The organism is Paramagnetospirillum marisnigri, from assembly GCF_001650715.1.
Classification (GTDB): Bacteria; Pseudomonadota; Alphaproteobacteria; order Rhodospirillales; family Magnetospirillaceae; genus Phaeospirillum; species Phaeospirillum marisnigri.
In genome coordinates this window covers 42,846-63,864 of sequence record NZ_LWQT01000048.1, presented here as the reverse complement: position 1 = coordinate 63,864, position 21,019 = coordinate 42,846, and the positions used below count along the sequence as shown (strand labels likewise).

Below are 21,019 nucleotides of genomic sequence, written 5' to 3'. Positions count from 1 at the left end.
CAGCCTGATCAATCCGGCCAAGCCCGCCGGAGATCAAACGGCGACTGCGCTGTTACACCAATCCAAGGGACACGATCCGATAGATTGGCGTCTAGGATTGCCACGGCCTCGCCGAGGATATGAACAACGTCGCCCATCAAAGCCTCGCAAACGCTCAATTTATTGCGGCGCAGTATCGGAAAATCTACGCTGGACAGCGTTTGAGCACTGCTAATGTACTGCTAACGGTTTTTTGACGCAATGAGAGCGCGACTGCTCATTGCTAACATGTTGATTTTACTTGGGAAGTGATGGCTGGGGGACTAGGATTCGAACCTAGACTGGCGGAGTCAGAGTCCGCTGTCCTACCGTTAGACGATCCCCCACCAGTCTGGCTGGTGGACCGGGGGCTCCGCGAGGGGGCCGGTCCGGAAGAGGCGCACCTTCTATCACAGGGGCCGGGAGGGATCAATGGTCAAACACGCATGATTTTTCATGGCGGGGCCAAGGTGGGAGAGCGCCCTTCCCAGCGCCCGTCCATCCGGAGTAACATCCGCCCCCTTCGGCAGCCGTGCCGTCTTGGATCAACGCCAGAAATCATGTCCGACACCCCCCTTTACGCCGCCCTCGATCTCGGCACCAACAACTGCCGCATGCTGGTGGCCCGTCCCACCGCGCGGGGGTTCCGGGTGGTGGACGCCTTCTCGCGGGTGACGCGGCTGGGCGAGGGGCTGGGAGCCTCCGGGCGGCTGTCCGAGGCCGCCATGGACCGCACCCTGGACGCGCTGGAGGCCTGCGTCGTCAAACTGGAGCGCAACCAGGTCCACCGTGCCCGGCTGGTGGCGACCGAGGCCTGTCGCCGCGCTGCCAACGGGCCTGAATTCACCGCCCGCATCCAGGAGCGCACCGGGCTGAAGCCCGATATCATCTCATCTTCGGAGGAGGCTCGCCTCGCCCTGGCGGGCAGCGCCTCGCTGCTCGACCCGATGGTGCCCTGGGCACTGGTGTTCGATATCGGCGGCGGCTCCACCGAACTGGTCTGGGTGCGCAACTCCCCCATGGGCCAGACGGTGATGGGGGTGCAATCCATTCCCACCGGCGTGGTCACCCTGGCCGAGCAATGGGCCTCGGAACTGGCCTCCAACAAGGGCTATGCTAAGGTGGTGGACCAGATCGGACGCGCCTTCGCGCCGTTCGAGAGCCTGCATACCATCGCCTCGCTGATGACCGGCAATCTGGTGCAGATGCTGGGGACCTCGGGCACCGTCACCACATTGGGCGCCCTGCATCTGGGGCTGGAGCGCTATGACCGCTCTAAGGTGGACGGGCTGGAACTGGGCTTCGCCGATATCGCCGCCGTCACCCGCCGCTTGGCCGCCATGAGCCATGAAGAGCGCGCCGCCCATCCCTGCATCGGCCCGGAACGCGCCGATCTGGTGCTGGCGGGCTGCGCCATCCTGGAGGCGGTGTGCCGCCTGTGGCCGCTGGGCAAGCTGCGCGTCGCCGATCGCGGCGTGCGGGAAGGCGTGCTGTTGGGCATGATGCGCGAGGATTCGACCCTGGGGCGCGGCGGGAGGAAAGCATGAGCACGGGCGGAAAAGGCGGCGGCAAGAAAAGCGCGGGCGGTGGGTCGCGGGCCACCGGCTCGGCGCCGGGGACTTCGCGCAATCTCACCGTCAAGGTCAAGACCGCCAAGCGGCGCAAACTGTCCTCGACCCTGTGGCTGCAGCGCCAGTTGAACGACCCCTATGTCCACGAGGCCAAGCGCCAGGGCTGGCGTTCCCGCGCCGCCTTCAAGCTGATCCAGTTGGACGAGCGCTTCCATATCCTGAAGCCCGGCCTGCGCGTGGTCGATCTCGGCGCCGCCCCCGGCGGCTGGACCCAGGTGGCGGTGCAGAAGATCGGCGGCAAGGCGGGCGGCGTGGTGGTGGGCATGGACATCCTGGAATGGGATCCGGTGCCGGGCGCCATCACGCTGCAGGGCGATTTCCTGGCCGACGACGCCCCCGACCGCTTGAAGGAGGCCCTGGGCGGTCCCGCCGATGTGGTGCTGTCCGACATGGCGGCGCCCACCACCGGCCATCCCTCCACCGATCATCTGCGCATCATCGCCCTGGTGGAGGTGGCGCTGCATTTCGCGCTGGAAGTGCTGTCGCCCGGCGGCACCTTCGTGGCCAAGGTGTTCCAGGGCGGCACCGAGAAGACCCTGCTCGACGCTTTGAAGAAGAACTTCGCCACCGTGCGCCACGCCAAGCCCCCTGCCTCGCGCCAGGGCTCGGCCGAGACCTATGTGGTCGCCATGGGCTATCGCGGGGACACTATTTAAGTTCGCCTCAGTCGCCGGCGCTCGCCGCACTCGCTTGGCTTTCGCGCGAATGGTCGCGCGGGCGCTCAACGCGCCAGTCGCTGTGCTCCTGGGAGGTATCCCAAGGCAGGTCTTGAGGCTGCGCCTCGAATGTGTATGATGTCGCGCCTCTGATCCGTATCCGGAGGCGGCATGGTCATCAAGGAAGCCCTCACATTCGACGACGTTCTGCTGGTTCCGGCGGAATCCGACGTCCTTCCCGCCCAGGCTCAGACCCGCACCCGCCTGACCCGCTCCATCGAGCTGGGCATCCCCATGCTGTCGGCGGCCATGGATACCGTCACCGAAAGCCGTCTCGCCATCGCCCTGGCCCAGGACGGCGGCATCGGCGTCATCCACAAGAATCTCGACATCGAGGCCCAGGCCGCCGAGGTCCGCAAGGTCAAGAAGTTCGAATCCGGCATGGTGGTCAATCCGCTGACCATCCATCCCGAACAGCCGCTGGCCGATGCGCTGCGCCTGATGGCCGACTACAAGATTTCCGGTATTCCGGTGGTGGAGCGGGGCAGCGGCAAGCTGGTGGGCATCCTCACCAACCGCGATGTGCGCTTTGCCTCCGACGCCGCCCAGCCGGTCTATGAGCTGATGACCAAGGAAAAGCTGGTTACGGTGCGCGAAGGCGTCGACAAGGAAGAGGCCAAGCGCCTGCTGCACCAGCACCGTATCGAGAAACTGCTGGTGGTGGACGGCGATTATCGCTGCATCGGCCTGATCACGGTGAAGGATATCGAGAAGGCCCAGGCCCATCCCACCGCCGCCAAGGACGAGAAGGGCCGCCTGCGCGTCGCCGCCGCCACCAGCGTCGGACCCGACGGCTTCAAGCGCGCCATGGCCCTGATCGAGGCCGAGGTGGACGTGGTGGTGGTCGATACCGCCCACGGCCATTCCCGCGGCGTTCTGGAAACCATCCGCGAGATCAAGAAGGCCACGCCCATGGCCCAGATCATCGGCGGCAACATCGCCACCGCCGAGGCCGCCCGCGCCCTGATCGACGCCGGGGCCGACGGGGTCAAGGTCGGCATCGGGCCGGGCACCATCTGCACCACCCGCATGGTGGCGGGTGTCGGCGTGCCGCAGCTTTCCGCCGTCATGGACGTGGCCGAGGTCGCCCACCAGCACGGGGTGATGGTCATCGCCGATGGCGGCATCAAGTATTCCGGCGACATCGCCAAGGCCATCGCCGCCGGTGCCGATTGCGTCATGATCGGCTCGCTGTTCGCGGGGACCGAGGAAAGCCCCGGCGAGGTCTTCCTGTACCAGGGCCGCTCGTACAAATCCTATCGCGGCATGGGCTCCATCGGCGCCATGGCGCGGGGATCGGCCGACCGCTACTTCCAGGCCGAGGTCAACGACAAGCTGAAGTTGGTGCCGGAAGGCGTCGAGGGCCGGGTTCCCTACAAGGGGCCGGTTTCCACCGTCATCCACCAGCTGATCGGCGGCCTGCGCGCGGGCATGGGCTATACCGGCAACCGCACCATCGCCGAGATGCAGACCCGCTGCCAGTTCCGCCGCATCACCTCGGCCGGTCTGCGGGAAAGCCATGTCCACGACGTGGCCATCACCAAGGAAGCCCCCAACTACAAGACCGATTGATCGGCTTGACTAAGTTAGCTAGGATTGAGTCCTGGTCAAGGAGGGCGATGCCATGCAGCAGGTCACCATCCACGCCGCCAAGACCCATCTGTCACGGCTGATCGAGGCGGCGCTGGCGGGCGAGGAGATCATCATCGCCAATGGCAGCCGCCCGGTGGTGCGTCTGGTTCCGGTATCCCAGGGCAAGTTCAAGCTCGGACTGCTCAAGGACAAGCTGACCGGCCCGGGGCCGGATTTCCTTGCCCCCATGGATGGCGACGATCTGGCGCTGTGGGAGGGGGGCGGTTGACGGCGGTTCTGCTCGATACCCATGCCTGGGCCTGGAGCCTGAGCGGCGACGACCGCCTGTCGCCCGCCGCCCTGGCCTCCCTGGAGGCCGCCCAGACCGTCTATGTCAGTCCCATCTCGTTCTTCGAGGTGGCGCGGAAGGTCCGGCTGGGCAAGTGGCCCGAGATGGAGCCCTTCGCGCCCCGGCTGGCGGCGCTGCTGAACGAGCAAGGCGGGGCGGTGGCCGGGTTCGATCCCGCCATCGCCGTGGCGGCGGGTCTGATGGCCTGGGGCCATCGCGATCCGTTCGACCGTCTTCTTGCCGCCACCGCCTTGCATTACAACCTGCCGCTGATCTCCGCCGATTCGGTGTTCGACGGTGTCGTCGCCCGCATCTGGTAGACCGCCATGCCCCTTTTGATGCCACGCCTCCTTATTATCATGAAAGCACGCCCATGACCCCGGCCGCACGGCTCCAGGCCGCCATCGAGCTTCTGGCGGAAATCGAGAAGTCGGCCAAGCCCGCCGATTCCGCCGCCTCGGCCTATTTCCGCGATCGGCGCTATATCGGCGCCAAGGACCGCCGCGCCGTGGCCGAGACGGTGTGGCGGGTGCTGCGGCGCAAGTCCCGCCTGGACTGGTGGCTGGTTCATCTGGAACACCCCGACGCCGACAATCTGACCGGCCAGTGGGGGGCGCGGGCCCGCGTCCTGGCCGATCTGGTGTTCGAGGGCGTTCAGCCCGACCCCGAGCTGTTCCGCGGCGCCCATTCCGCCTATGCGCCCGAACCGGCCGAGCGCCGGGTGATGGACATGCTGTCCGAGCAGAAATCCATCTTCCACCGCGACATGCCTCCCCATGTGCGCGGCGAATATCCCGAATGGCTGACTCCCCGCCTGACCGCCCTGTTCGGCGAACGGCTGGTGGACGAGATGGGCGCCATGCGCGACGAGGCGCCGGTGGACCTGCGGGTCAATACCCTGAAGGCCAGCCGCGAGGATGCCGCCCGCGCCCTGGCCAAGGAAGACATCAAGTCGACTCCGACCAAGCTGTCGCCGCTGGGCCTGCGGCTGGCCCGCCGGGTGCCGCTGGTCCAGGTCCAGGCCTGGCGCGACGGCCTAGTGGAGGTCCAGGACGAGGGCTCGCAACTGGTGGCGCTGCTTACCGACGCCCGGCCGGGCATGGCGGTGGCGGATTACTGCGCCGGGGCGGGGGGCAAGACCCTGTGCCTGGCCGCCGCCATGGAGAACAAGGGCCGCCTGGTGGCCTGCGACGTGGCGGAATGGCGGGTCGACCGGGCGGGGGACCGACTGCGCCGCGCCGGGGTGCACAATGTCACCAAGCGGGTGATCGGCGGCGAATCCGACAAGTGGATCAAGCGCGCGGCCGCCAGCTTCGACCGGGTGCTGGTGGATGCGCCGTGTACCGGCACCGGCACCTGGCGGCGCAATCCCGATGCCAAGTGGCAATTGGGCGAGACCGACCTGCTGGAACTGGTGGGGCGCCAGAAGGACATCCTGGCCAGCGCGGCGCGCCTGACCAAGCCCGGCGGGCGGCTGGTCTACGCCACCTGTTCCCTGCTGGCCGAGGAGAACGAGGATCAGATCGCCGCTTTCCTGGCGACCCATCCCGATTACGAGGTGGTGCCGGTTCCCCAGCTTTGGGGCGAGATCATCGGTGGGGAATGCCCGGTTCCCGGGCCCTATCTGCGGCTGTCGCCGCTGGGCCACGGCACCGATGGCTTTTTCGGCGCGGTGATGGAGCGCAAGGCCGTCTGAGGACGGTGCCAGCCATTTACAATATTGGCTTTATGTTGCATGGTCTAACAGTCATGTCACTGGAAACCGATTCGATCAGACTGTTGATAATTGAAGACAACCCTGGTGACCAGCGGTTGATCGAGATCGAATTGTCCGACGTGGCTCCCAACTGGACCACCACCTGCTGCGACACATTGGCGGCGGCGGCCAAGCTGGTTCCCTTCCATCAATTCGATTGCGTGCTCTCCGATCTTGGGCTGCCGGATGCGTCGGGAATCGAATCTGTCCTGACGCTGAAATCCTGGGCGCCGGAAAAGGCCCTGGTGGTGCTGACCAGCCTGGACGACGAGCGCGTCGCCCACGAGGCCATTCGCGCCGGAGCCCAGGACTACGTGGTCAAGTCCGAGACCGGCATGGCCATGCTGCCCCGGGTGATCCGTCACGCCATCGAACGCCAGAACGCCCAAAGCGCCCTGGAGGCCTCGCACCGCACCGCCCAGGCGCTGCTCGACGCCAGCCATGACGTGGCGCTGCTGCTGGACTCCGATGGCCTGATCGTCACCTTGAACGCCGAGGCCGAACAGTATTTCGACTCGGCGCCCGATCAACTGGTCGGGCGATCCATTTTCGATTTCCTGCCCGCCAGCCTGGCCGCCCATCGCCGCGCCTATCTGGAACAGGCGCTGGAAAGCGGCCGCACCGTGGAGTTCGAGGACACCGACGGGCTGCATTGGTTCGCCAATCGGCTGCTGGCGGTGGCCGGTGCCACCACCGGCGAGCATCGCTGCGCCATGTTCTGCCGCGATGTCACCCAGGCCAAGGCCCAGGCGGCCAAGTTGGCCGAGGCCAAGGAAGAGGCCGATATCGCCAACCGGGCCAAGACCGATTTCATGGGCCGCATGAGCCGCGATATCCGCACCCCGCTCAATGACGTCATCGGCTTTTCCGAGATGATTTCGTCGGAGATGCTGGGGCCGCTGGTTCCGGCAGGTTATCGGGAATATGCCGAATCCATCCTCAATTCCGGCACCCAGATCCTGAAGCTGATCGACCGCATCACCGACGTCTCCATGCTGGAAACGGCGCTGATCAAGGACGAGGTGTCCTACCGCGATCTGGTGGAACTGTCGCCGGACCTGATCTGCGTCTGTGTCGACGGGGTGGTGGAGCGGATCAATGCCGCCGGTCTCGGCATGCTGCGGGCGCCATCGGCGGCATCGTGCGAGGGCAAGCCCTTCACCGATTTCATCCATCCCGATTTCCGCACGATCTTCGATCGCGGCCTGGATGCCCTTTATGAGGAAGGCCATCCCCTGCCGGTCAAGGTCTTGACCTTCGCCGGGCGTTTGCGCGACGTGGAGCTATCGGCGGTGCCGCTGCGGCGCGAGGGGCAGAACGCCACGCTTCTGGTGGGGCGCGATACCACCGAGGTCACCGCCGCCATGCGGGCGGTGGCGGCGCGCGAACACCGCATCCGCGCCATCATGGATACGGTGCTGGACGGCATCGTCACCATCGACGAGGACGGTACCATCCTCAACGCCAATCTGTCGGTGGAACGCATCTTCGGCTATTCCCTGTCGGAACTGGTGGGGGGCAACGTCTCCATCCTGATGCCCGAGCCCGATGCCGGACGCCATGACGGCTATATCCGCAACTATATCCAGACCGGTGAGGCCAAGATTCTCGGTCTCGGCCGCGAGGTGATGGGCAAGCGCAAGGACGGAACCATCTTCCCGGTGCATCTGTCCATTTCCGAACTGCGCATGGACAAGCGCCGCCTGTTCACCGGCACCATCCGCGATCTGACGGAAAACAAGGAACTGGCGCAGCGGGTGGCCTATCTGGCCAATCATGATTCGCTGACCGACCTGCCCAACCGCGCCCAGCTCACCGACAAGCTGGGCCAGGCGGTGGCCATGGCCAAGGCGGCGGGGCTGCATGTGGCGGTGGTCACCGTCGACCTGGACGGCTTCACCACCATCAACGATTCCCTCGGCCACGACGTCGGCAATTCCCTGCTGCGGGAGACGGGCCGCAGGCTGGCCCAGGACCTGGGCGGCGGCGGCACGGCGGCGCGTCTGGCGGGCGACGAATTCGCGGTGGTGATGCCGCAGCTGCGTAATCTCGACGATGTCACCGACATGGTGGCCCGCATCCGCGAAGTGCTCAACCGGCCGCATATGGTTCACGGCTCCGAACTGGTGATCCCGGTGGATATGGGCGTCTCGGTCTATCCCCGCGACGGCGAGGAGGCGCTGGAACTGCTGCGCAATGCCGAGATGGCGCTGCATTCGGTCAAGCGGCGCACCGACGAGCGGCTGGGCTTCTTCGACGCTGCCATGTCCTATGCGGTGACCGAGCGCCTGACCCTGGAACGCTCCATCAAGGACGCCTTGAAGGCCGGGCAGTTCGAGCTGTTCTACCAGCCCCAGGTCAGCCTGCGGGATTATGAGCTGGTGGGGGCCGAGGCGCTGATCCGCTGGCGCCATCCCGAGCTGGGAATCATCACGCCGGACAAGTTCATCCCGGTGGCGGAGGAAAGCGGCCTGATCGTTCCCATGGGGCAATGGGTGCTGCGCGAGGCCTGCCGCCAGATGCGGGTCTGGAACGACATGAATCTCGGGCGCCTGCGCATCGGCGTCAATGTGTCGGGACGCCAGTTCCACGAGGAAGGCCTGCCCGACATGGTCGCCGAGGCCATCGCCGACGCCAGGATCGACCCCACCCATCTCGACCTGGAACTGACCGAAAGCATGCTGATGGCCGATGGCGAGGGCACGCTGAAGATGCTGCGCGCCCTGGCCAAGCTGGGGGTGACGCTGTCCATCGACGATTTCGGCACCGGCTATTCGTCGCTGGCCTATCTCAAGCGCTTCCCCATCAATACGGTCAAGATCGACCGTGCCTTCGTCAAGGACCTGGACCAGGACGAGGACGGCCGCGTCATCGCCAACGCCATCATCTCGCTGGCCCATTCCCTGTCGCTGAAAACCATCGCCGAGGGTGTCGAAACGGAAGCGCAGGCCAGCTTGCTAGCTCGCCATGGTTGTGATGAAATCCAGGGCTATATGATCGGCCGTCCGTTGACGGTGGCCGATTTCACCGCCTTCGTCGGCAGCTACACGGCCCAAGGCCGAGGGACCGTCCCTCGGCTCAAGACCGGGCAAATTTGAAAGGTCGGACCATGACGGGAACGGTGGTCATCGTCGAAGACAATGCGATGAACATGAAGCTGCTGGAGCAGGCGCTCAGCATTGCCGGCTACCAGACCGTCAAGTCCTCCGATGGCGACGGACTGGTGGAGATGACCGCCGCCAGCGGCGCCGCCCTGATCCTGATGGACATCCAGCTGCCCAAATATTCCGGCGTCGACCTGCTGAAGCTGCTCAAGGCCGATGCCCGCACCGCCCAGGTGCCGGTGGTGGCGGTGACCGCCTTCGCCGATCCCGATTCGGTGGCGGGTTTCCTGGAAGACGGGTTCGAGCAGGTCATCACCAAGCCCATCTCCATCCGCAAACTGCTGGACGAGGTGGCGCGCTACTGCAAGGCGGCGGAGTAGGGCGGCACCCCCTTGCATTCCCATCCGACGCAGGCTATAAGCGTCGCCTTCCCGAGCGGACAGGGCTGTCAGGGCTGCCTTGCCGTTCGTTCTCGCTGAACCACTCCAGATCAAGGACCAAGCGAAAATGCCCAAGATGAAGACCAAGAGCTCCGCCAAGAAGCGGTTCAAGCTCACCGGCACCGGCAAGGTGAAGGCCAATGTCGCGTTCAAGCGCCACTGCCTGACCGCCAAGACGTCGAAGATGAAGCGCCAGCATCGCGGCACCTTCATGCTGTTCAAGACCGACAGCGACAACGTCAAGAAGTTCTACCTGCCGAACGGAGGCTGATCCATGGCTCGCGTCAAGCGGGGCGTGACCACCCACGCCCGTCACAAGAAGATTCTCAAGCTCGCCAAGGGTTACCGCGGCCGTTCCTCCACCTGCTTCCGGGTTGCGATCCAGAAGGTGGAAAAGGCCCTGCGCTATGCCTATCGCGATCGCCGCGCCAAGAAGCGTAATTTTCGCGCCCTGTGGATTCAGCGCATCAATGCGGGCGCCCGTGCTCACGGCCTGCCCTATTCGCGCTTCATGGACGGCCTGAAGAAGGCCAACATCGCGCTCGACCGCAAGGTTCTGTCCGACATCGCCATTCGCGAGCCGGAAGCCTTTAAGTCGCTGGTGGACAAGGCCCAGGCCGCCCTCCGGTAGACTTCCCCCGCGGGAAGAAATGTGTAGGAGAGGGGCCGGCCCGGATGGGGCGGCCCCTTTTCGCGTCTTAGGGAAATGCAAGCATGCAGGATCTCGATCAACTCCGCGCCCAGGCGCTGGCTTCGGTGGCCGCCGCCACCTCGCTCGACCAGTTGGACGCCGCCCGCGTCGCCGCGCTTGGCAAGAAGGGCACCGTCACCGGCTTGATGAAGTCGCTGGGCGGCATGGGGCCCGACGAGCGCAAGGCCGCCGGTGCCGCGCTGAACGCCGCCCGCGACGAGATCGAGGCGGCCATCACCGCCGCCAAGACGGTTCTGGAAGCCAAGGCGCTGGACGAGCGGCTGGCCCGCGAGCGCATCGACGTCACCTTGTCGTCGCGCCCCGAGGCCTCGGGGCGCATCCATCCCATCAGCCAGACCATCGAGGAAATCACCGCCATCTTCGCCCAGATGGGTTTCACCGTGGCGGAAGGTCCCGATATCGAGGACGATTTCCACAATTTCAGCGCGCTGAACATTCCGCCCGAGCATCCGGCCCGCCAGATGCACGACACCTTCTATTTCGGTGAACGCCCCGAGGGCGGGCGCCATCTGCTGCGCACCCATACCAGCCCGGTGCAGATCCGCACCATGCTGAGCGAGAAGCCGCCCATCCGGGTGCTGGTGCCCGGCCGCACCTATCGCTGCGACTCCGACATGACCCACACGCCCATGTTCCATCAGGTGGAAGGCCTCGTCATCGACGAGACCACCCATATGGGCCATCTCAAGGGCTGCCTGATCGAATTCGTCCGCGCCTTCTTCGAGGTGGACGACGTGCCGGTGCGCTTCCGACCCAGCTTCTTCCCGTTCACGGAACCCTCGGCGGAGGTGGATATCGGCTGTTCGCGCGAAGGCGGCGAACTGAAGATCGGACCCGGCGCCGGTTGGCTGGAAATCCTCGGCTGCGGCATGGTGCACCCCAATGTGCTCCGCAACTGCGGCATCGATCCCGACCGCTACCAGGGCTTCGCCTTCGGCATGGGGGTGGAGCGCGTCGCCATGCTGAAATACGGCATTCCCGATCTGCGGACCTTCTTCGATTCCGATCTGCGCTGGCTGCGCCATTACGGCTTCTCGGCGCTTGACGTTCCCACGCTTTCGGGAGGGCTGACCCGATGAAATTCACCCTGTCTTGGCTGAAGAGCCATCTGGACACCACCGCCACCTTAGGCCAGATCGAGATCGGCCTGACCGCCATCGGCCTCGAGGTGGAGGGCATCATCGATCCGTCCAAGCATCTGGGCGGCTTCGTGGTCGGCCATGTGCTGGAGGCCGAGAAGCACCCCAATGCCGACAAGCTGCGGCTGTGCAAGGTGGAGTCTGGCAGCGGCATCCTCCAGGTGGTATGCGGCGCCCCCAATGCGCGGGCGGGTCTCAAGGTGATCCTGGCCCAGCCCGGCACCTTCATCCCGCATAATGGCGAGGTGTTGAAGAAGGGCAATGTGCGCGGCGTCGAAAGCCAGGGCATGATGTGCTCGTGGCGCGAACTGGGCATCGGCGAGGACCATGACGGCATCGCCGAACTGGATGCCGACGCCAAGGTGGGCGCCAGTCTGCTCGACATCATGAGCTTCGATCCCATGATCGAGATTTCGGTGACCCCCAACCGGGTGGACTGCCTGGGGGTGCGCGGCGTCGCCCGTGATCTCGCCGCCTTCGGCCTGGGGACCCTGAAGCCGTTGCTGGTCGAGCCGGTGCCGGGCAGCTTCAAGAGCCCCATCGGCGTCCGCCTCGACTTCACCCCCGAGACCCAGGCCGCCTGCCCGCTGTTCGCCGGGCGCATGATCCGCGGCGTGACCAATGGCGAAAGCCCGCAATGGCTGAAGGACCGCCTGACCGCCATCGGCCTGCGTCCCATTTCCGCCCTGGTGGACATCACCAATTTCTTCACCTACGACCTGTGCCGTCCGCTGCACGTGTTCGACGCCGCCAAGGTCACGGGCGATATCCGCGCCCGTCTGGCCATGTCGGGCGAGACTCTGGTGGCGCTCAACGGCAAGACCTACGAGCTGGACGAGTCCATGACGGTGATCGCCGACGAGGCGGGGCCGGAAGCCCTGGCGGGCATCATGGGCGGCGAGCATTCCGGCTGCACCGAGGCCACTACCGACGTGTTCCTGGAAGCCGCCTATTTCGATCCCATCCGCACGGCGGCCACCGGGCGCAGGCTGGAAATCCTGTCCGATGCCCGCTTCCGCTTCGAACGCGGCGTCGACCCCGCCTTCGTGGTGCCGTCCATGGAACTGGCCACCCGCATGATCCTGGATCTGTGCGGCGGCGAGGCCTCGGAGCCGGTCATCGCCGGGACCGAACCCGACTGGCAGAAGTCCATCGTGCTGCGCCCCGGCCGCGTCGCCGAACTGGGCGGCGTCGAGGTGCCGCTGGCCCGCATGGAAGCCATCCTCAACGATCTCGGCTGCGCCGTGGCCGAGCATGCCGACGGGCTGCTGGTCAATCCGCCGTCCTGGCGCGGCGATATCACCGCCGAGCATGATCTGGTGGAAGAGGTGATCCGCATCAACGGCTACGACAACATCCCGTCGCTGCCGCTGCCGCGTCCGCCCATGCCCAAGCCGGTGCTGACCCCCGGCCAGCGCCGCGCCGCCTGGGTGCGGCGCCAGTTGGCGTCGCGCGGGCTGGTCGAGACGGTGACCTGGTCCTTCCTGCCCGAGGCCCAGGCCAAGCTGTTCGGCGGCGGCGCCCCCGAGATGCATCTGGCTAATCCCATCTCGTCCGACCTGGACGTGATGCGCCCCTCGGTGCTGCCCAATCTGGTCACCGCCTCGGGGCGCAATGCCGATCGTGGCATGAAGGATTTGGGCCTGTTCGAGATCGGACCGCAGTTCGACGGGCCCGAGCCCGGCCAGCAGCGTCAGGTCGCCGCCGGCATCCGCGCCGGTCGCGCCCGTGGCCGCCACTGGGCCGAACCCGCCCGCGCGGTCGACGCCTTCGACGCCAAGGCCGACGCAATGGCCGCCATCGCCGCCGCCGGAGGCAATCCCGACAGCTTCCAGGTGGGGACCGAGGCGCCAGGCTGGTATCACCCTGGCCGCTCGGGCTCGCTGAAGCTTGGCAACAAGCCGGTGGCCTTCTTCGGTGAACTCCATCCCGGCGTGCTGAACAGCCTGGACGTCAAGGGGCCGGTGGTCGGCTTCGAGCTGTTCCTGGAAGCCCTGCCGCCCACCAAGGCCAAGGCGACCAAGGCCAAGCCGCTGCTGAAGGCGTCGGCTTTCCAACCGCTGGACCGTGACTTCGCCTTCATCCTGGACGCCTCCGTCGCCGCCGATGCGGTGGTGCGCGCCGCCAAGGGCGCCGACAAGGCCCTGGTGGCCGAGGTGGCGGTATTCGACCTCTACGAGGGCGACAAGGTGGCGGCGGGAAAGAAGTCGCTGGCCATCACCGTCACCTTGCAACCCACCGAGAAGACCCTCACCGATGAGGAGATCGAGGCGGTGGGGGCGAAGATCGTCGCCGCCGTCGCCAAGGCCACCGGCGGCGAGCTGCGCGGTTAATTCCCCCTCCCCAGCCCTCCCCCGGCCGCGCCGGGGGAGGGAGGGACCCGCGTCAGCGGGAGGGTGGGGGCCATTTTTCTTGGAACCTCCATGTCCAGCATCATCCTGGTCCGCCACGGCGAGACCCAGTTCAATGCCGAGGGCCGCGTCCAGGGCTGGCACGATTCGCCCCTGACCCCCAAGGGCGTCGCCCAGGCCTTCCGCTATGGCCTGACCATTCGCGGCCTGCTGGGCGAGGATGCCCAGGGCTGGCGGGTGGTGTCCTCGCCGCTGGGGCGCTGCGCCGAGACCACCGGCATCCTGTGCGAGGCCGCCGGGCTGGCCGCCGCCGATGTCACCTATGACGCCCGCCTGAAAGAGGTGAATACCGGCCGTCTGTCCAGCGTGCTGAAGTCGGAGCTGCCGCCGGAATTGCGGGATAGCAAGGGCCTGGACCACTGGGTGTTCAAAAGCCCCGATGGCGAGACCCATGCCCAGGTCTCGGCCCGGCTGGCCGATTGGCTGGCGGGAATCCGCGAAAACGAGAAGCTGATCGTGGTCAGCCATGGGGTCGCCGGGCGCATCCTGCGCGGCCTCTATCTCGGCTCCGACCCTGCCGAGGCGCTGACCGGCGACAGCCCCCAGGACGCGGTCTTCGTCCTGGAGAACGGGGCTATCCGCCGGGTCGAGTGCGAATGATTGTAGAAGCAGCGGGCGGGGCGCCCGCGCTCCGGTCGTGCGTGCCCTGCCCCCTTACAGATCGTTGCCCCTGAACCAGTTCACCAACCGGTTCCAGCCATCCTTGGCCGGGGCCTCGCGGTAGGACGGTCGGTAATCGGCGTGGAAGGCGTGGGGCATGTCGGGATAGAGCACGATCTCCACCGGCACCTTGGCCGATTTGGCCGCCGCGCGCATCTTTTCCACCGTATCCACCGGAATGCCCTGGTCGGCGCCGCCATACAGGCCGAGCACCGGCGCCTTCAACTGGGCGGCCAGGTCTAGCGGATGCTTGGGTGTCAGAGTGGTGGCATCGCCCGCCAGCTTGCCGTACCAGGCCACCGCCGCCTTCAGCCGGGGATTGTGGGCGGCATACAGCCAGGTGATCCGTCCGCCCCAGCAAAAGCCGGTGATACCCAGGCGCTTGGCATCGCCGCCATTGGCCGCCGCCCAGGCGGCGGTGGCGTCCAGGTCGGCCAGCACCTGGGAATCGGCGACCTTGGACACGATGGTGGAGAGGATCGCCGGGATCTCGGCAATGGTCGAGGGATCGCCCTGGCGGAAATACAGTTCCGGCGCCACCGCCAGATAGCCCAGCTTGGCCAGTCGGCGGCAGACGTCGCGGATATGTTCGTGCACGCCGAAGATTTCCTGCACCACCAAGATGGTGGGGAAGGGGCCCTTGCCGCCGGGCATGGCGGCATAGGCGGGCATGGCGGCGCCACCGGTGGGGATCATCACCGCGCCGGTCACCAGGCCCACATGGTCGGTGGCGATGGCCTGGGCCGAGGCCGGACTGACCGCCAGGGCATAGCCCGAGGCCAGCACGGCGGCCGAGACGAATCCGCGCCGGGTCATGTCCAGCTTCGGCATCAGGCTGTTGATGTGATCGTCGCTCATGAACCACGCTCCCCGATTGAGTTGACACGGCAAAGATGGCATCGCCGGGGGCAAGCGACAATGGGATGATTGACATCTTCGTGCTTCCTCGATGTTGAACGCGGACTTGGGCGCAGGGATGTCTCCTCTGTTTTCCCTCGCCCGCTTGCGGGAGAGGGAGGAGGCCCTCACCCGGCTCGCTTTGGCTCGCCACCCTCTCCCGCGGGCGGGCGAGGGTTTGTGAGGGATTGACCCTTTCCTTCGCCCGCTTCATCCTGCCCGCCATGCTGCCGTTGTTTTCACATTTCGGTCACGCCCCCGATCCCCTGCTGCTGCTGGTCATGGCCATGGCGCTGGATGCCGCCCTGGGCGAGATGAACGGACTGTTCCGCCTGATCCCCCATCCGGTGGTGGCCATCGGCCGCACCATCGCGGGGCTGGAAAAACGCATGAACCGGCCGGAACGCTCGGATTCCAACCGGCGGATTCGGGGTGTGCTGCTGGTGCTGGGCATGGCTGCCCTGGCGCTGGGCATCGGCGGCGTCATCGCTTTCCTGGCGCGCACCCTGCCGCATTTCTGGCTGGCCGAGGTCTTTGTCGCCGCCACCCTGCTGGCCCAGCGCTCGCTGTTCGAGCATGTCCACGATGTCGCCCGGGCGCTGTCCGACACCGGGTTGGAAGCCGGGCGCTACGCGGTGTCGCGCATCGTCGGCCGCGACCCGCAAAGCCTGGACGAGCATGGTGTGGCGCGGGCCGCCATCGAAAGCCTGGCCGAGAACTTCGCCGACGGGGTGGTGGCGCCGGTGTTCTGGTACGTGATCCTGGGACTGCCGGGACTGCTGCTCTACAAGACGGTCAACACCCTGGACAGCATGGTGGGCCACCGCAACGACCGCTATCGCGCCTTCGGTTGGGCCTCGGCCCGTCTCGACGACGGGATGAATCTGATTCCCGCCCGTCTCTCCGCCCTGATGCTGGCCCTGGCGGCGCCCTTCGTGCCCCAGGGGCGGCCCTTCGCGGCGCTGCTGACCATGGTCCGGGATTCACGGCACCATCGCTCGCCCAATTCCGGCTGGCCGGAAGGGGCGGCGGCGGGGGCGCTGGATTTGGCCCTGGGCGGGCCGCGCAAATATCCCGGCATCACCGTGGACGAGAAATGGATCGGCGCCGGCCGCGCCCGGGCGACGGTGGCCGATATCCGCCGCGCCCTGCACCTGTTCATCGTGGCCTGCATCATCAACGCGGGCGCCGTGGTGCTGGTGTTGTGGCTGCAGTCGCGGGGCTGACCGTTTCCCTATCCCTGCGAGCCGAAGAATTCCAACTGCCATTCCATCTCGTCGATGGTCAGGGCGTGGTCGCCGCCCTTGGCGGCCAGCAGCTTGGAGCTGGACAGGCGCAGCAGCTTGGTTTGCAACTGGGTGGCGAACCCGGCCGACAGCCCCGCCTTCCAGCAGATGGCCACCACGCCCTTGGCGCTTTGGGTCTCCACCACCTTGCGGATCACCCGCTGGGGCAGACCCGCCAGTTCGGCCAGGGCGGCAATGACGAACTTGGCGTCATTGGAGGAGAGCGCGGCTTCCACGGCGGTCTCGGTCAATTGGCCGGTGGTCTTCAGGTTGCGGACCTTTGCCACCAGGGCGGCCTCGTCCGAGACGCCCTTGGGCTCGGCGGCGCCCTCGATCTCGTCGATGCGCCGCGCCACCACGGCGGCGACGGCCGCCGCGGTCTCCTCGCCCAGGTCCTGGCGGGCGGCGAGGCTTTGCAGCAGGCTGGCGGCGATGAAGCGGGCCAGCTTCTGGGCGGTCTTGGGCGACAGCTGCGGCCGTTCGGCCAGGGGCTTGTGCCAGGCCTCGATATCGGCGGCACGGTCGGCGAGGCGGTCCAGGGTCTCTTCCCTGATCTGGGCCGAACTGTTGGACAGCAGCACCGCGATGGCGTCGATATCCTCGGTGGCGGCGATGGCGTCGCAGACCCGGGTATTGACCACCGAGCGGCGCGAGATGGCGGCCAGGGCGCCGGGGATGGGATTGGCGCCGATGATCTCCAGCAGATCCTCGTCGGACAGCAGCGGCGAGTACTGCAACACCGGCCCCGCCACCACCAGTTCGGCGTCGCGGGCCAGCCGACGGATCACGTCGGGCGGCGCGTTGGCCACGTCCTTCAGTGCCTCGGCCAGGATTTGGCGCACCTTGGGAATCTGGTCGCGGGCCAACACCTCCAGCGCTTCGTAGCTGACCCGGCGCAGGCGGTCCTGTTCGTGGGCGGTCAGGCCGGGGGCCAGACGGGAAATCTTGGATGCCAGGTCGCGGCGGACGGCGTCGCTCTGGTCGCTGGCCAGCAGCAGGTTGGCCTGGGCCGGAGCATGGGCGTTGGCGGCGACCTTGCGTCGCACCTCGGGGTCGGAATCCTCGGCCAGGAAGTAGAGAATCTCGGCCTTGACATCGGTGCGCTCGGCCACCTCGGCCCGCACCCTGGCGTCGGGATGGGCCGCCAGTTCCTTGGCCTTTTCATATTCCAGCGGCTTGTCGCCGCCGCCGAACAGACGCTTGAGGAATCCGCTCACGCCCCACTCCCCTGGTTCACACCGACGGTGCCAGACGCATGGCGCCCTTGCCACTGCGCTTGACTTCATACATGGCCTTGTCGGCCCGGGCGATCAACTCCTCGATATTCTCATGGCTGCCGCCCACATGAACGGCCACGCCAAGTGAGAAGTGCAGCGGCTTGTCGGGGCTGCCGGAATACGGATCCAACTCGGCCTTGCCCGCCGTCAGCAGGTCGGTGCAGCGCCTGATGGCGATTTCCTCGCCGGCGCCTTCCAGCCAGATGGCGAATTCGTCGCCGCCTAGGCGCGCCACCAGATCCACAGGCCTGGTGTGCTGCATCAGCAGTTCGCGCACCGCCAGCAGGGCGCGGTCGCCCATCTGATGGCCGTGGACGTCATTGACCGCCTTGAAATTGTCCAAATCCACATAGATCAGGGTGGCGGGCCTGCCCTCGCGGGCCAGACGACCGAAGCGCCGCGAAATTTCGTCGAAGAAGGCGCGACGGTTGAACAGGCCGGTCAGCCCATCGGTGCGCGACAGCTTGACCACCCGCTCGTGGTTGGTGATCTGCTCGCAGGCCAGTCCCACCTGATTGGCGACGTCGTCGATCAGCAGGCGGTCGTCGTCGCTCCAGGCGGCGCGCTCCAGGCCGCGCCACATCAGCACGGCGCCGTTGATGGAATGGCGGTAGCGGCAAACGGTGGCCAGCACCCGCCAGTCCGACAGGTCGCTGTCGAAGTGGTCCGAGCCCAAAAAGGAATCCAGCACCGGCTTCTCGTCGCCGCATTGGCCGAAGCTGGCGGCCAGCTCGAAATCCGAGGCCTCGGGCAGGATGCGGAAGATCTGGCAGCCGGTGGCGCCCAGGGCGCGGGCGGTGGCCTCGGCGGCGGTCTTCAGCATGTCGGCGGGGTCGACCTCGTCGCGGATGGTGCGCACGATATAGCCCAGCAGCCGCTCGCGGTTGTTGGCCCGCGACAGGGCGGCGTCGCGCAGCCGCTCCTGGGTGACGTCGCGGCAGACCCCGCGCACGCCCTTCCAGTCGCCGCGCTCGCCCCGGATGGGGGTGGCCGAGGCCAGCAGGCAGGCCTGCGAGCCGTCGCTCTGGCGCATCCAGACTTCCACGTCCTCCAACTCGGCATTGGTCTCGAACGGGCTCAGATGGGCATGGCCTTCCTCGGGCAGGATGAAGTCCGAGGGCAGGCGGCCCACCAGTTCGTCGGCGGCGAAGCCCATGGCCCCCTTGGGGCTGACGAAGACGAAGCGGCCGTCGGGGCCGATCTCCCAGGCGAAGTCGCTGGAAATCTCCACCAGGTCCTTGTAGCGCTGTCGCGATTCCACCAGGGCGGCGCGCAGATTGCGCTCCAGGGTGACGTCGCGGCCCAGCACCAGCATCACGCCGCTTTCGGTGGGCAGCGCCACCAGATCCAGGATCAGAGTACCGCCGCTGGGCAGCGCCAGGCTTTCCACGGCATTGACGCCGGGCTTGTCCAATATGTCGCGCAGGCAGCCCAGGCGTTCCTGGGCGATGGCGGCGGCCAGGATCTCGGCCCGGGCATTGCTGGCGATGATGAGGCCGTCCCGGTCCAGCGCCACGGCGGCGCCGGGAAAGGCGGCAAGGCCGTCGGCGCCCAGGGTAAGGGCGATCCGGCCGCCAAAGCCGCTTCTCGCACGCTGTCTGTCGCCGGTGGAATCCATGGGTGCCGCATCTCTAGGCTAAAGTGACATGGACTCCATACCATAGGCATTGTCCCTTAACGAGCCCCTAAGGCAGTTGGCTGGCATCAAGGAGCGCATGACGCTAACATCCCGACATGTGCAACGATCTTTCCAACATCGAGACCTGGGTATTCGACCTGGACAATACGCTGTATCCGGCGTCGTCCAGCCTGTTCCCCCAGATCGACATCCGCATGCGCCGCTTCATCGCCGAGCGCCTGGGCCTGCCGCTGGACGAGGCCTTTGCCTTGCAGAAGCGCTATTACAAGGAATTCGGCACCACGCTTCGCGGGCTGATGATGGTGCACGCCATCGAGCCCGAGGCCTTCCTGGCCTATGTCCACGACATCGACTGCACCGTGCTGGACGCGGCGCCGCGCCTGGACGCCGCCCTGGCGCGGCTGGAGGGGCGCAAGCTGATCTTCACCAACGGCTCGGAGCGCCATGCCGAGAACGTGCTGGCGCGGCTGGGCATCAGCCGTCATTTCGACGGCATCTTCGATATCAGGGCCGCCGCCTTCATCCCCAAGCCGCAGCCGGAATGCTATCGCCTCATGCTCGAACGCCACGCCGTCGATCCCAGGGGGGCGCTGATGGTGGAGGATATCCACCGCAACCTCGTTCCGGCGGCGGCCATCGGCATGACCACCTTGTGGGTGCGGGAAGACGGCCACCCCGATTCGGCGGTGTTGAAGCAGGACGAGGCCGATCTGTCCCATGTCCACCATATCACCGACAATCTGACGCAATGGCTGGAAGGGATCAGCGTATCGCGGCCCGCAGGACCGACTCCAGGGAGTCAAGATCGTCGGTGACGACCTCCCATATTCGGCGGACATTGAGCCGGAAATACTCATGCACGATGCGGTCGCGAATCCCCGCCATGGCCCGCCAGGGAATCTCCGGGTGGGCGGCCTTGAAGTCAGGGCCGAGGCCCTTGGCCGCTTCGCCGATGATCCCGATGGAAAAGAGGACCGAACGGACACGAGTGGGATTGGCGGCGAAAGCCTCGAATATCAGGCCATCGGTATCGGATCGGATGTCGGAAATGGCGGCAAGGATGTCGGTGATCCGCTCTTGATCATTCCGCGCCATCAGAAGACCTGCACCCGATCCTGCTCAAAGCTCTCACGGATATGGGGGCGGAGCGTGGAGGTTTCCCCCAGATCCACCGGACGACCCAGCACGTCTTCCAACATCAGCCTGGTATCCTCCATGCGGATCACGGAGAAGCTGCGGCCGGGTTCGATATCCACGGCGATGTCCACATCGCTGTCCTGCCGCTCCAGGCCCTTCGCCACCGAGCCGAAGACGGAAAGATGCGCGACACCCCGTCGCCGGAGTTCCAATTCCGCCGTCTTGATCCGCCTGACCACGTCATCGAGGGTTTGAGCCAAGGCCGGGATACCTAT

The 21,019-nt window shown here is 66.4% G+C and carries 20 protein-coding genes and 1 tRNA gene; 15 read left to right on the top strand and 6 right to left on the bottom strand.

Annotated features, from left to right (window positions below; genetic code table 11):
• Positions 1-291: 291 nt before the first annotated feature.
• Positions 292-365: transfer RNA gene (locus A6A04_RS08495), tRNA-Gln, on the bottom strand.
• 213 nt (positions 366-578) lie between these two features.
• Here A6A04_RS08495 and A6A04_RS08490 point away from each other — a divergent pair.
• From A6A04_RS08490 to A6A04_RS08430, 13 genes are all read left to right on the top strand, one after another.
• Positions 579-1,565: a Ppx/GppA phosphatase family protein gene (locus A6A04_RS08490; protein WP_068491870.1), complete on the top strand. Its 987-nt coding sequence runs from the start codon at positions 579-581 to the stop codon at positions 1,563-1,565.
• Entirely contained in the window at positions 1,562-2,305 is a 744-nt protein-coding gene (locus A6A04_RS08485) for an RlmE family RNA methyltransferase (RefSeq protein WP_068491869.1), read from the top strand. The genes A6A04_RS08490 and A6A04_RS08485 overlap by 4 nt, the downstream gene beginning before the upstream one ends.
• Positions 2,306-2,476: 171 nt before the next feature.
• Positions 2,477-3,937 (top strand): IMP dehydrogenase, encoded by a 1,461-nt coding sequence (gene guaB / locus A6A04_RS08480; RefSeq protein WP_068491867.1) that lies wholly within the window; start codon positions 2,477-2,479, stop codon positions 3,935-3,937.
• A 52-nt stretch (positions 3,938-3,989) separates the two neighbouring features.
• Entirely contained in the window at positions 3,990-4,226 is a 237-nt protein-coding gene (locus tag A6A04_RS08475; protein ID WP_068491865.1) for a type II toxin-antitoxin system Phd/YefM family antitoxin, read from the top strand.
• Positions 4,223-4,606 carry a type II toxin-antitoxin system VapC family toxin gene (locus A6A04_RS08470; RefSeq protein ID WP_068491863.1) on the top strand — a complete coding sequence of 128 codons (384 nt, stop codon included), beginning with the start codon at positions 4,223-4,225 and terminating at the stop codon, positions 4,604-4,606. The genes A6A04_RS08475 and A6A04_RS08470 overlap by 4 nt, the downstream gene beginning before the upstream one ends.
• 53 nt (positions 4,607-4,659) lie before the next feature.
• Complete coding sequence (locus A6A04_RS08465; RefSeq protein WP_068491860.1) at positions 4,660-5,982, top strand: RsmB/NOP family class I SAM-dependent RNA methyltransferase; 1,323 nt, start codon at positions 4,660-4,662, stop codon at positions 5,980-5,982.
• A 116-nt stretch (positions 5,983-6,098) separates the two neighbouring features.
• Positions 6,099-9,140: an EAL domain-containing protein gene (locus A6A04_RS08460; protein ID WP_245651129.1), complete on the top strand. Its 3,042-nt coding sequence runs from the start codon at positions 6,099-6,101 to the stop codon at positions 9,138-9,140.
• Between the two features lie 11 nt (positions 9,141-9,151).
• Entirely contained in the window at positions 9,152-9,526 is a 375-nt protein-coding gene (locus A6A04_RS08455) for a response regulator (RefSeq protein ID WP_068491856.1), read from the top strand.
• A 127-nt stretch (positions 9,527-9,653) separates the two neighbouring features.
• Positions 9,654-9,857: a 50S ribosomal protein L35 gene (gene rpmI, locus A6A04_RS08450; RefSeq protein WP_068491853.1), complete on the top strand. Its 204-nt coding sequence runs from the start codon at positions 9,654-9,656 to the stop codon at positions 9,855-9,857.
• A gap of 3 nt (positions 9,858-9,860) precedes the next feature.
• Positions 9,861-10,217 carry a 50S ribosomal protein L20 gene (gene rplT / locus A6A04_RS08445; protein ID WP_068491852.1) on the top strand — a complete coding sequence of 119 codons (357 nt, stop codon included), beginning with the start codon at positions 9,861-9,863 and terminating at the stop codon, positions 10,215-10,217.
• A gap of 83 nt (positions 10,218-10,300) precedes the next feature.
• Positions 10,301-11,377, top strand: a complete 1,077-nt coding sequence (gene pheS, locus A6A04_RS08440; RefSeq protein ID WP_068491849.1) for a phenylalanine--tRNA ligase subunit alpha — start codon at positions 10,301-10,303, stop codon at positions 11,375-11,377.
• Positions 11,374-13,770, top strand: coding sequence for a phenylalanine--tRNA ligase subunit beta (gene pheT / locus A6A04_RS08435; protein WP_068491847.1), 2,397 nt, complete (start codon positions 11,374-11,376; stop codon positions 13,768-13,770). The genes pheS and pheT overlap by 4 nt, the downstream gene beginning before the upstream one ends.
• Positions 13,771-13,860: 90 nt before the next feature.
• On the top strand, positions 13,861-14,448 hold the full coding sequence (locus tag A6A04_RS08430) for a histidine phosphatase family protein (RefSeq protein WP_068491845.1): 588 nt from the start codon (positions 13,861-13,863) through the stop codon (positions 14,446-14,448).
• 54 nt (positions 14,449-14,502) lie between these two features.
• Here the strand turns inward: A6A04_RS08430 and A6A04_RS08425 are convergent, their stop codons facing one another.
• Entirely contained in the window at positions 14,503-15,366 is an 864-nt protein-coding gene (locus A6A04_RS08425) for a dienelactone hydrolase family protein (RefSeq protein ID WP_068491844.1), read from the bottom strand.
• Between the two features lie 263 nt (positions 15,367-15,629).
• On the opposite strand from A6A04_RS08425, the gene cbiB reads away from it, so the two are divergent.
• A complete protein-coding gene (gene cbiB / locus A6A04_RS08420; RefSeq protein WP_068491880.1) occupies positions 15,630-16,631 on the top strand; it encodes an adenosylcobinamide-phosphate synthase CbiB in 1,002 nt (333 codons plus the stop codon).
• 8 nt (positions 16,632-16,639) lie between these two features.
• Here the strand turns inward: cbiB and A6A04_RS08415 are convergent, their stop codons facing one another.
• Positions 16,640-17,908: a DUF2336 domain-containing protein gene (locus tag A6A04_RS08415; RefSeq protein ID WP_068491841.1), complete on the bottom strand. Its 1,269-nt coding sequence runs from the start codon at positions 17,906-17,908 to the stop codon at positions 16,640-16,642.
• 16 nt (positions 17,909-17,924) lie between these two features.
• Positions 17,925-19,586, bottom strand: coding sequence for a sensor domain-containing diguanylate cyclase (locus A6A04_RS08410; protein ID WP_068491839.1), 1,662 nt, complete (start codon positions 19,584-19,586; stop codon positions 17,925-17,927).
• A 116-nt stretch (positions 19,587-19,702) separates the two neighbouring features.
• Here A6A04_RS08410 and A6A04_RS08405 point away from each other — a divergent pair, with 116 nt between their 5' ends.
• A complete protein-coding gene (locus A6A04_RS08405) occupies positions 19,703-20,422 on the top strand; it encodes a pyrimidine 5'-nucleotidase (protein ID WP_068491838.1) in 720 nt (239 codons plus the stop codon).
• On the opposite strand, the gene A6A04_RS08400 is transcribed toward A6A04_RS08405, so the two are convergent.
• Together A6A04_RS08400 and A6A04_RS08395 are read right to left on the bottom strand one after the other, a co-directional pair.
• Complete coding sequence (locus A6A04_RS08400) at positions 20,370-20,702, bottom strand: HepT-like ribonuclease domain-containing protein (RefSeq protein WP_082914803.1); 333 nt, start codon at positions 20,700-20,702, stop codon at positions 20,370-20,372. The two genes, A6A04_RS08405 and A6A04_RS08400, sit on opposite strands and share 53 nt — an antisense overlap.
• A complete protein-coding gene (locus A6A04_RS08395; RefSeq protein WP_068491833.1) occupies positions 20,702-21,004 on the bottom strand; it encodes a nucleotidyltransferase family protein in 303 nt (100 codons plus the stop codon). The genes A6A04_RS08400 and A6A04_RS08395 overlap by 1 nt, the downstream gene beginning before the upstream one ends.
• Positions 21,005-21,019: the final 15 nt, after the last annotated feature.

Excerpts from the sequence above, each read along its gene's own strand:
- pheS (WP_068491849.1), top strand. The coding sequence starts at position 10,301 with ATGCAGGATCTCGATCAACTCCGCGCCCAGGCGCTGGCTTCGGTGGCC.
- cbiB (WP_068491880.1), top strand. The coding sequence starts at position 15,630 with ATGCTGCCGTTGTTTTCACATTTCGGTCACGCCCCCGATCCCCTGCTG.
- A6A04_RS08455 (WP_068491856.1), top strand. The coding sequence starts at position 9,152 with ATGACGGGAACGGTGGTCATCGTCGAAGACAATGCGATGAACATGAAG.
- A6A04_RS08410 (WP_068491839.1), bottom strand. The coding sequence starts at position 19,586 with ATGGATTCCACCGGCGACAGACAGCGTGCGAGAAGCGGCTTTGGCGGC.
- pheT (WP_068491847.1), top strand. The coding sequence starts at position 11,374 with ATGAAATTCACCCTGTCTTGGCTGAAGAGCCATCTGGACACCACCGCC.
- A6A04_RS08475 (WP_068491865.1), top strand. The coding sequence starts at position 3,990 with ATGCAGCAGGTCACCATCCACGCCGCCAAGACCCATCTGTCACGGCTG.
- rplT (WP_068491852.1), top strand. The coding sequence starts at position 9,861 with ATGGCTCGCGTCAAGCGGGGCGTGACCACCCACGCCCGTCACAAGAAG.
- A6A04_RS08400 (WP_082914803.1), bottom strand. The coding sequence starts at position 20,702 with ATGGCGCGGAATGATCAAGAGCGGATCACCGACATCCTTGCCGCCATT.
- guaB (WP_068491867.1), top strand. The coding sequence starts at position 2,477 with ATGGTCATCAAGGAAGCCCTCACATTCGACGACGTTCTGCTGGTTCCG.
- A6A04_RS08405 (WP_068491838.1), top strand. The coding sequence starts at position 19,703 with ATGTGCAACGATCTTTCCAACATCGAGACCTGGGTATTCGACCTGGAC.
- A6A04_RS08430 (WP_068491845.1), top strand. The coding sequence starts at position 13,861 with ATGTCCAGCATCATCCTGGTCCGCCACGGCGAGACCCAGTTCAATGCC.
- A6A04_RS08485 (WP_068491869.1), top strand. The coding sequence starts at position 1,562 with ATGAGCACGGGCGGAAAAGGCGGCGGCAAGAAAAGCGCGGGCGGTGGG.
- A6A04_RS08425 (WP_068491844.1), bottom strand. The coding sequence starts at position 15,366 with ATGAGCGACGATCACATCAACAGCCTGATGCCGAAGCTGGACATGACC.
- A6A04_RS08490 (WP_068491870.1), top strand. The coding sequence starts at position 579 with ATGTCCGACACCCCCCTTTACGCCGCCCTCGATCTCGGCACCAACAAC.
- rpmI (WP_068491853.1), top strand. The coding sequence starts at position 9,654 with ATGCCCAAGATGAAGACCAAGAGCTCCGCCAAGAAGCGGTTCAAGCTC.
- A6A04_RS08465 (WP_068491860.1), top strand. The coding sequence starts at position 4,660 with ATGACCCCGGCCGCACGGCTCCAGGCCGCCATCGAGCTTCTGGCGGAA.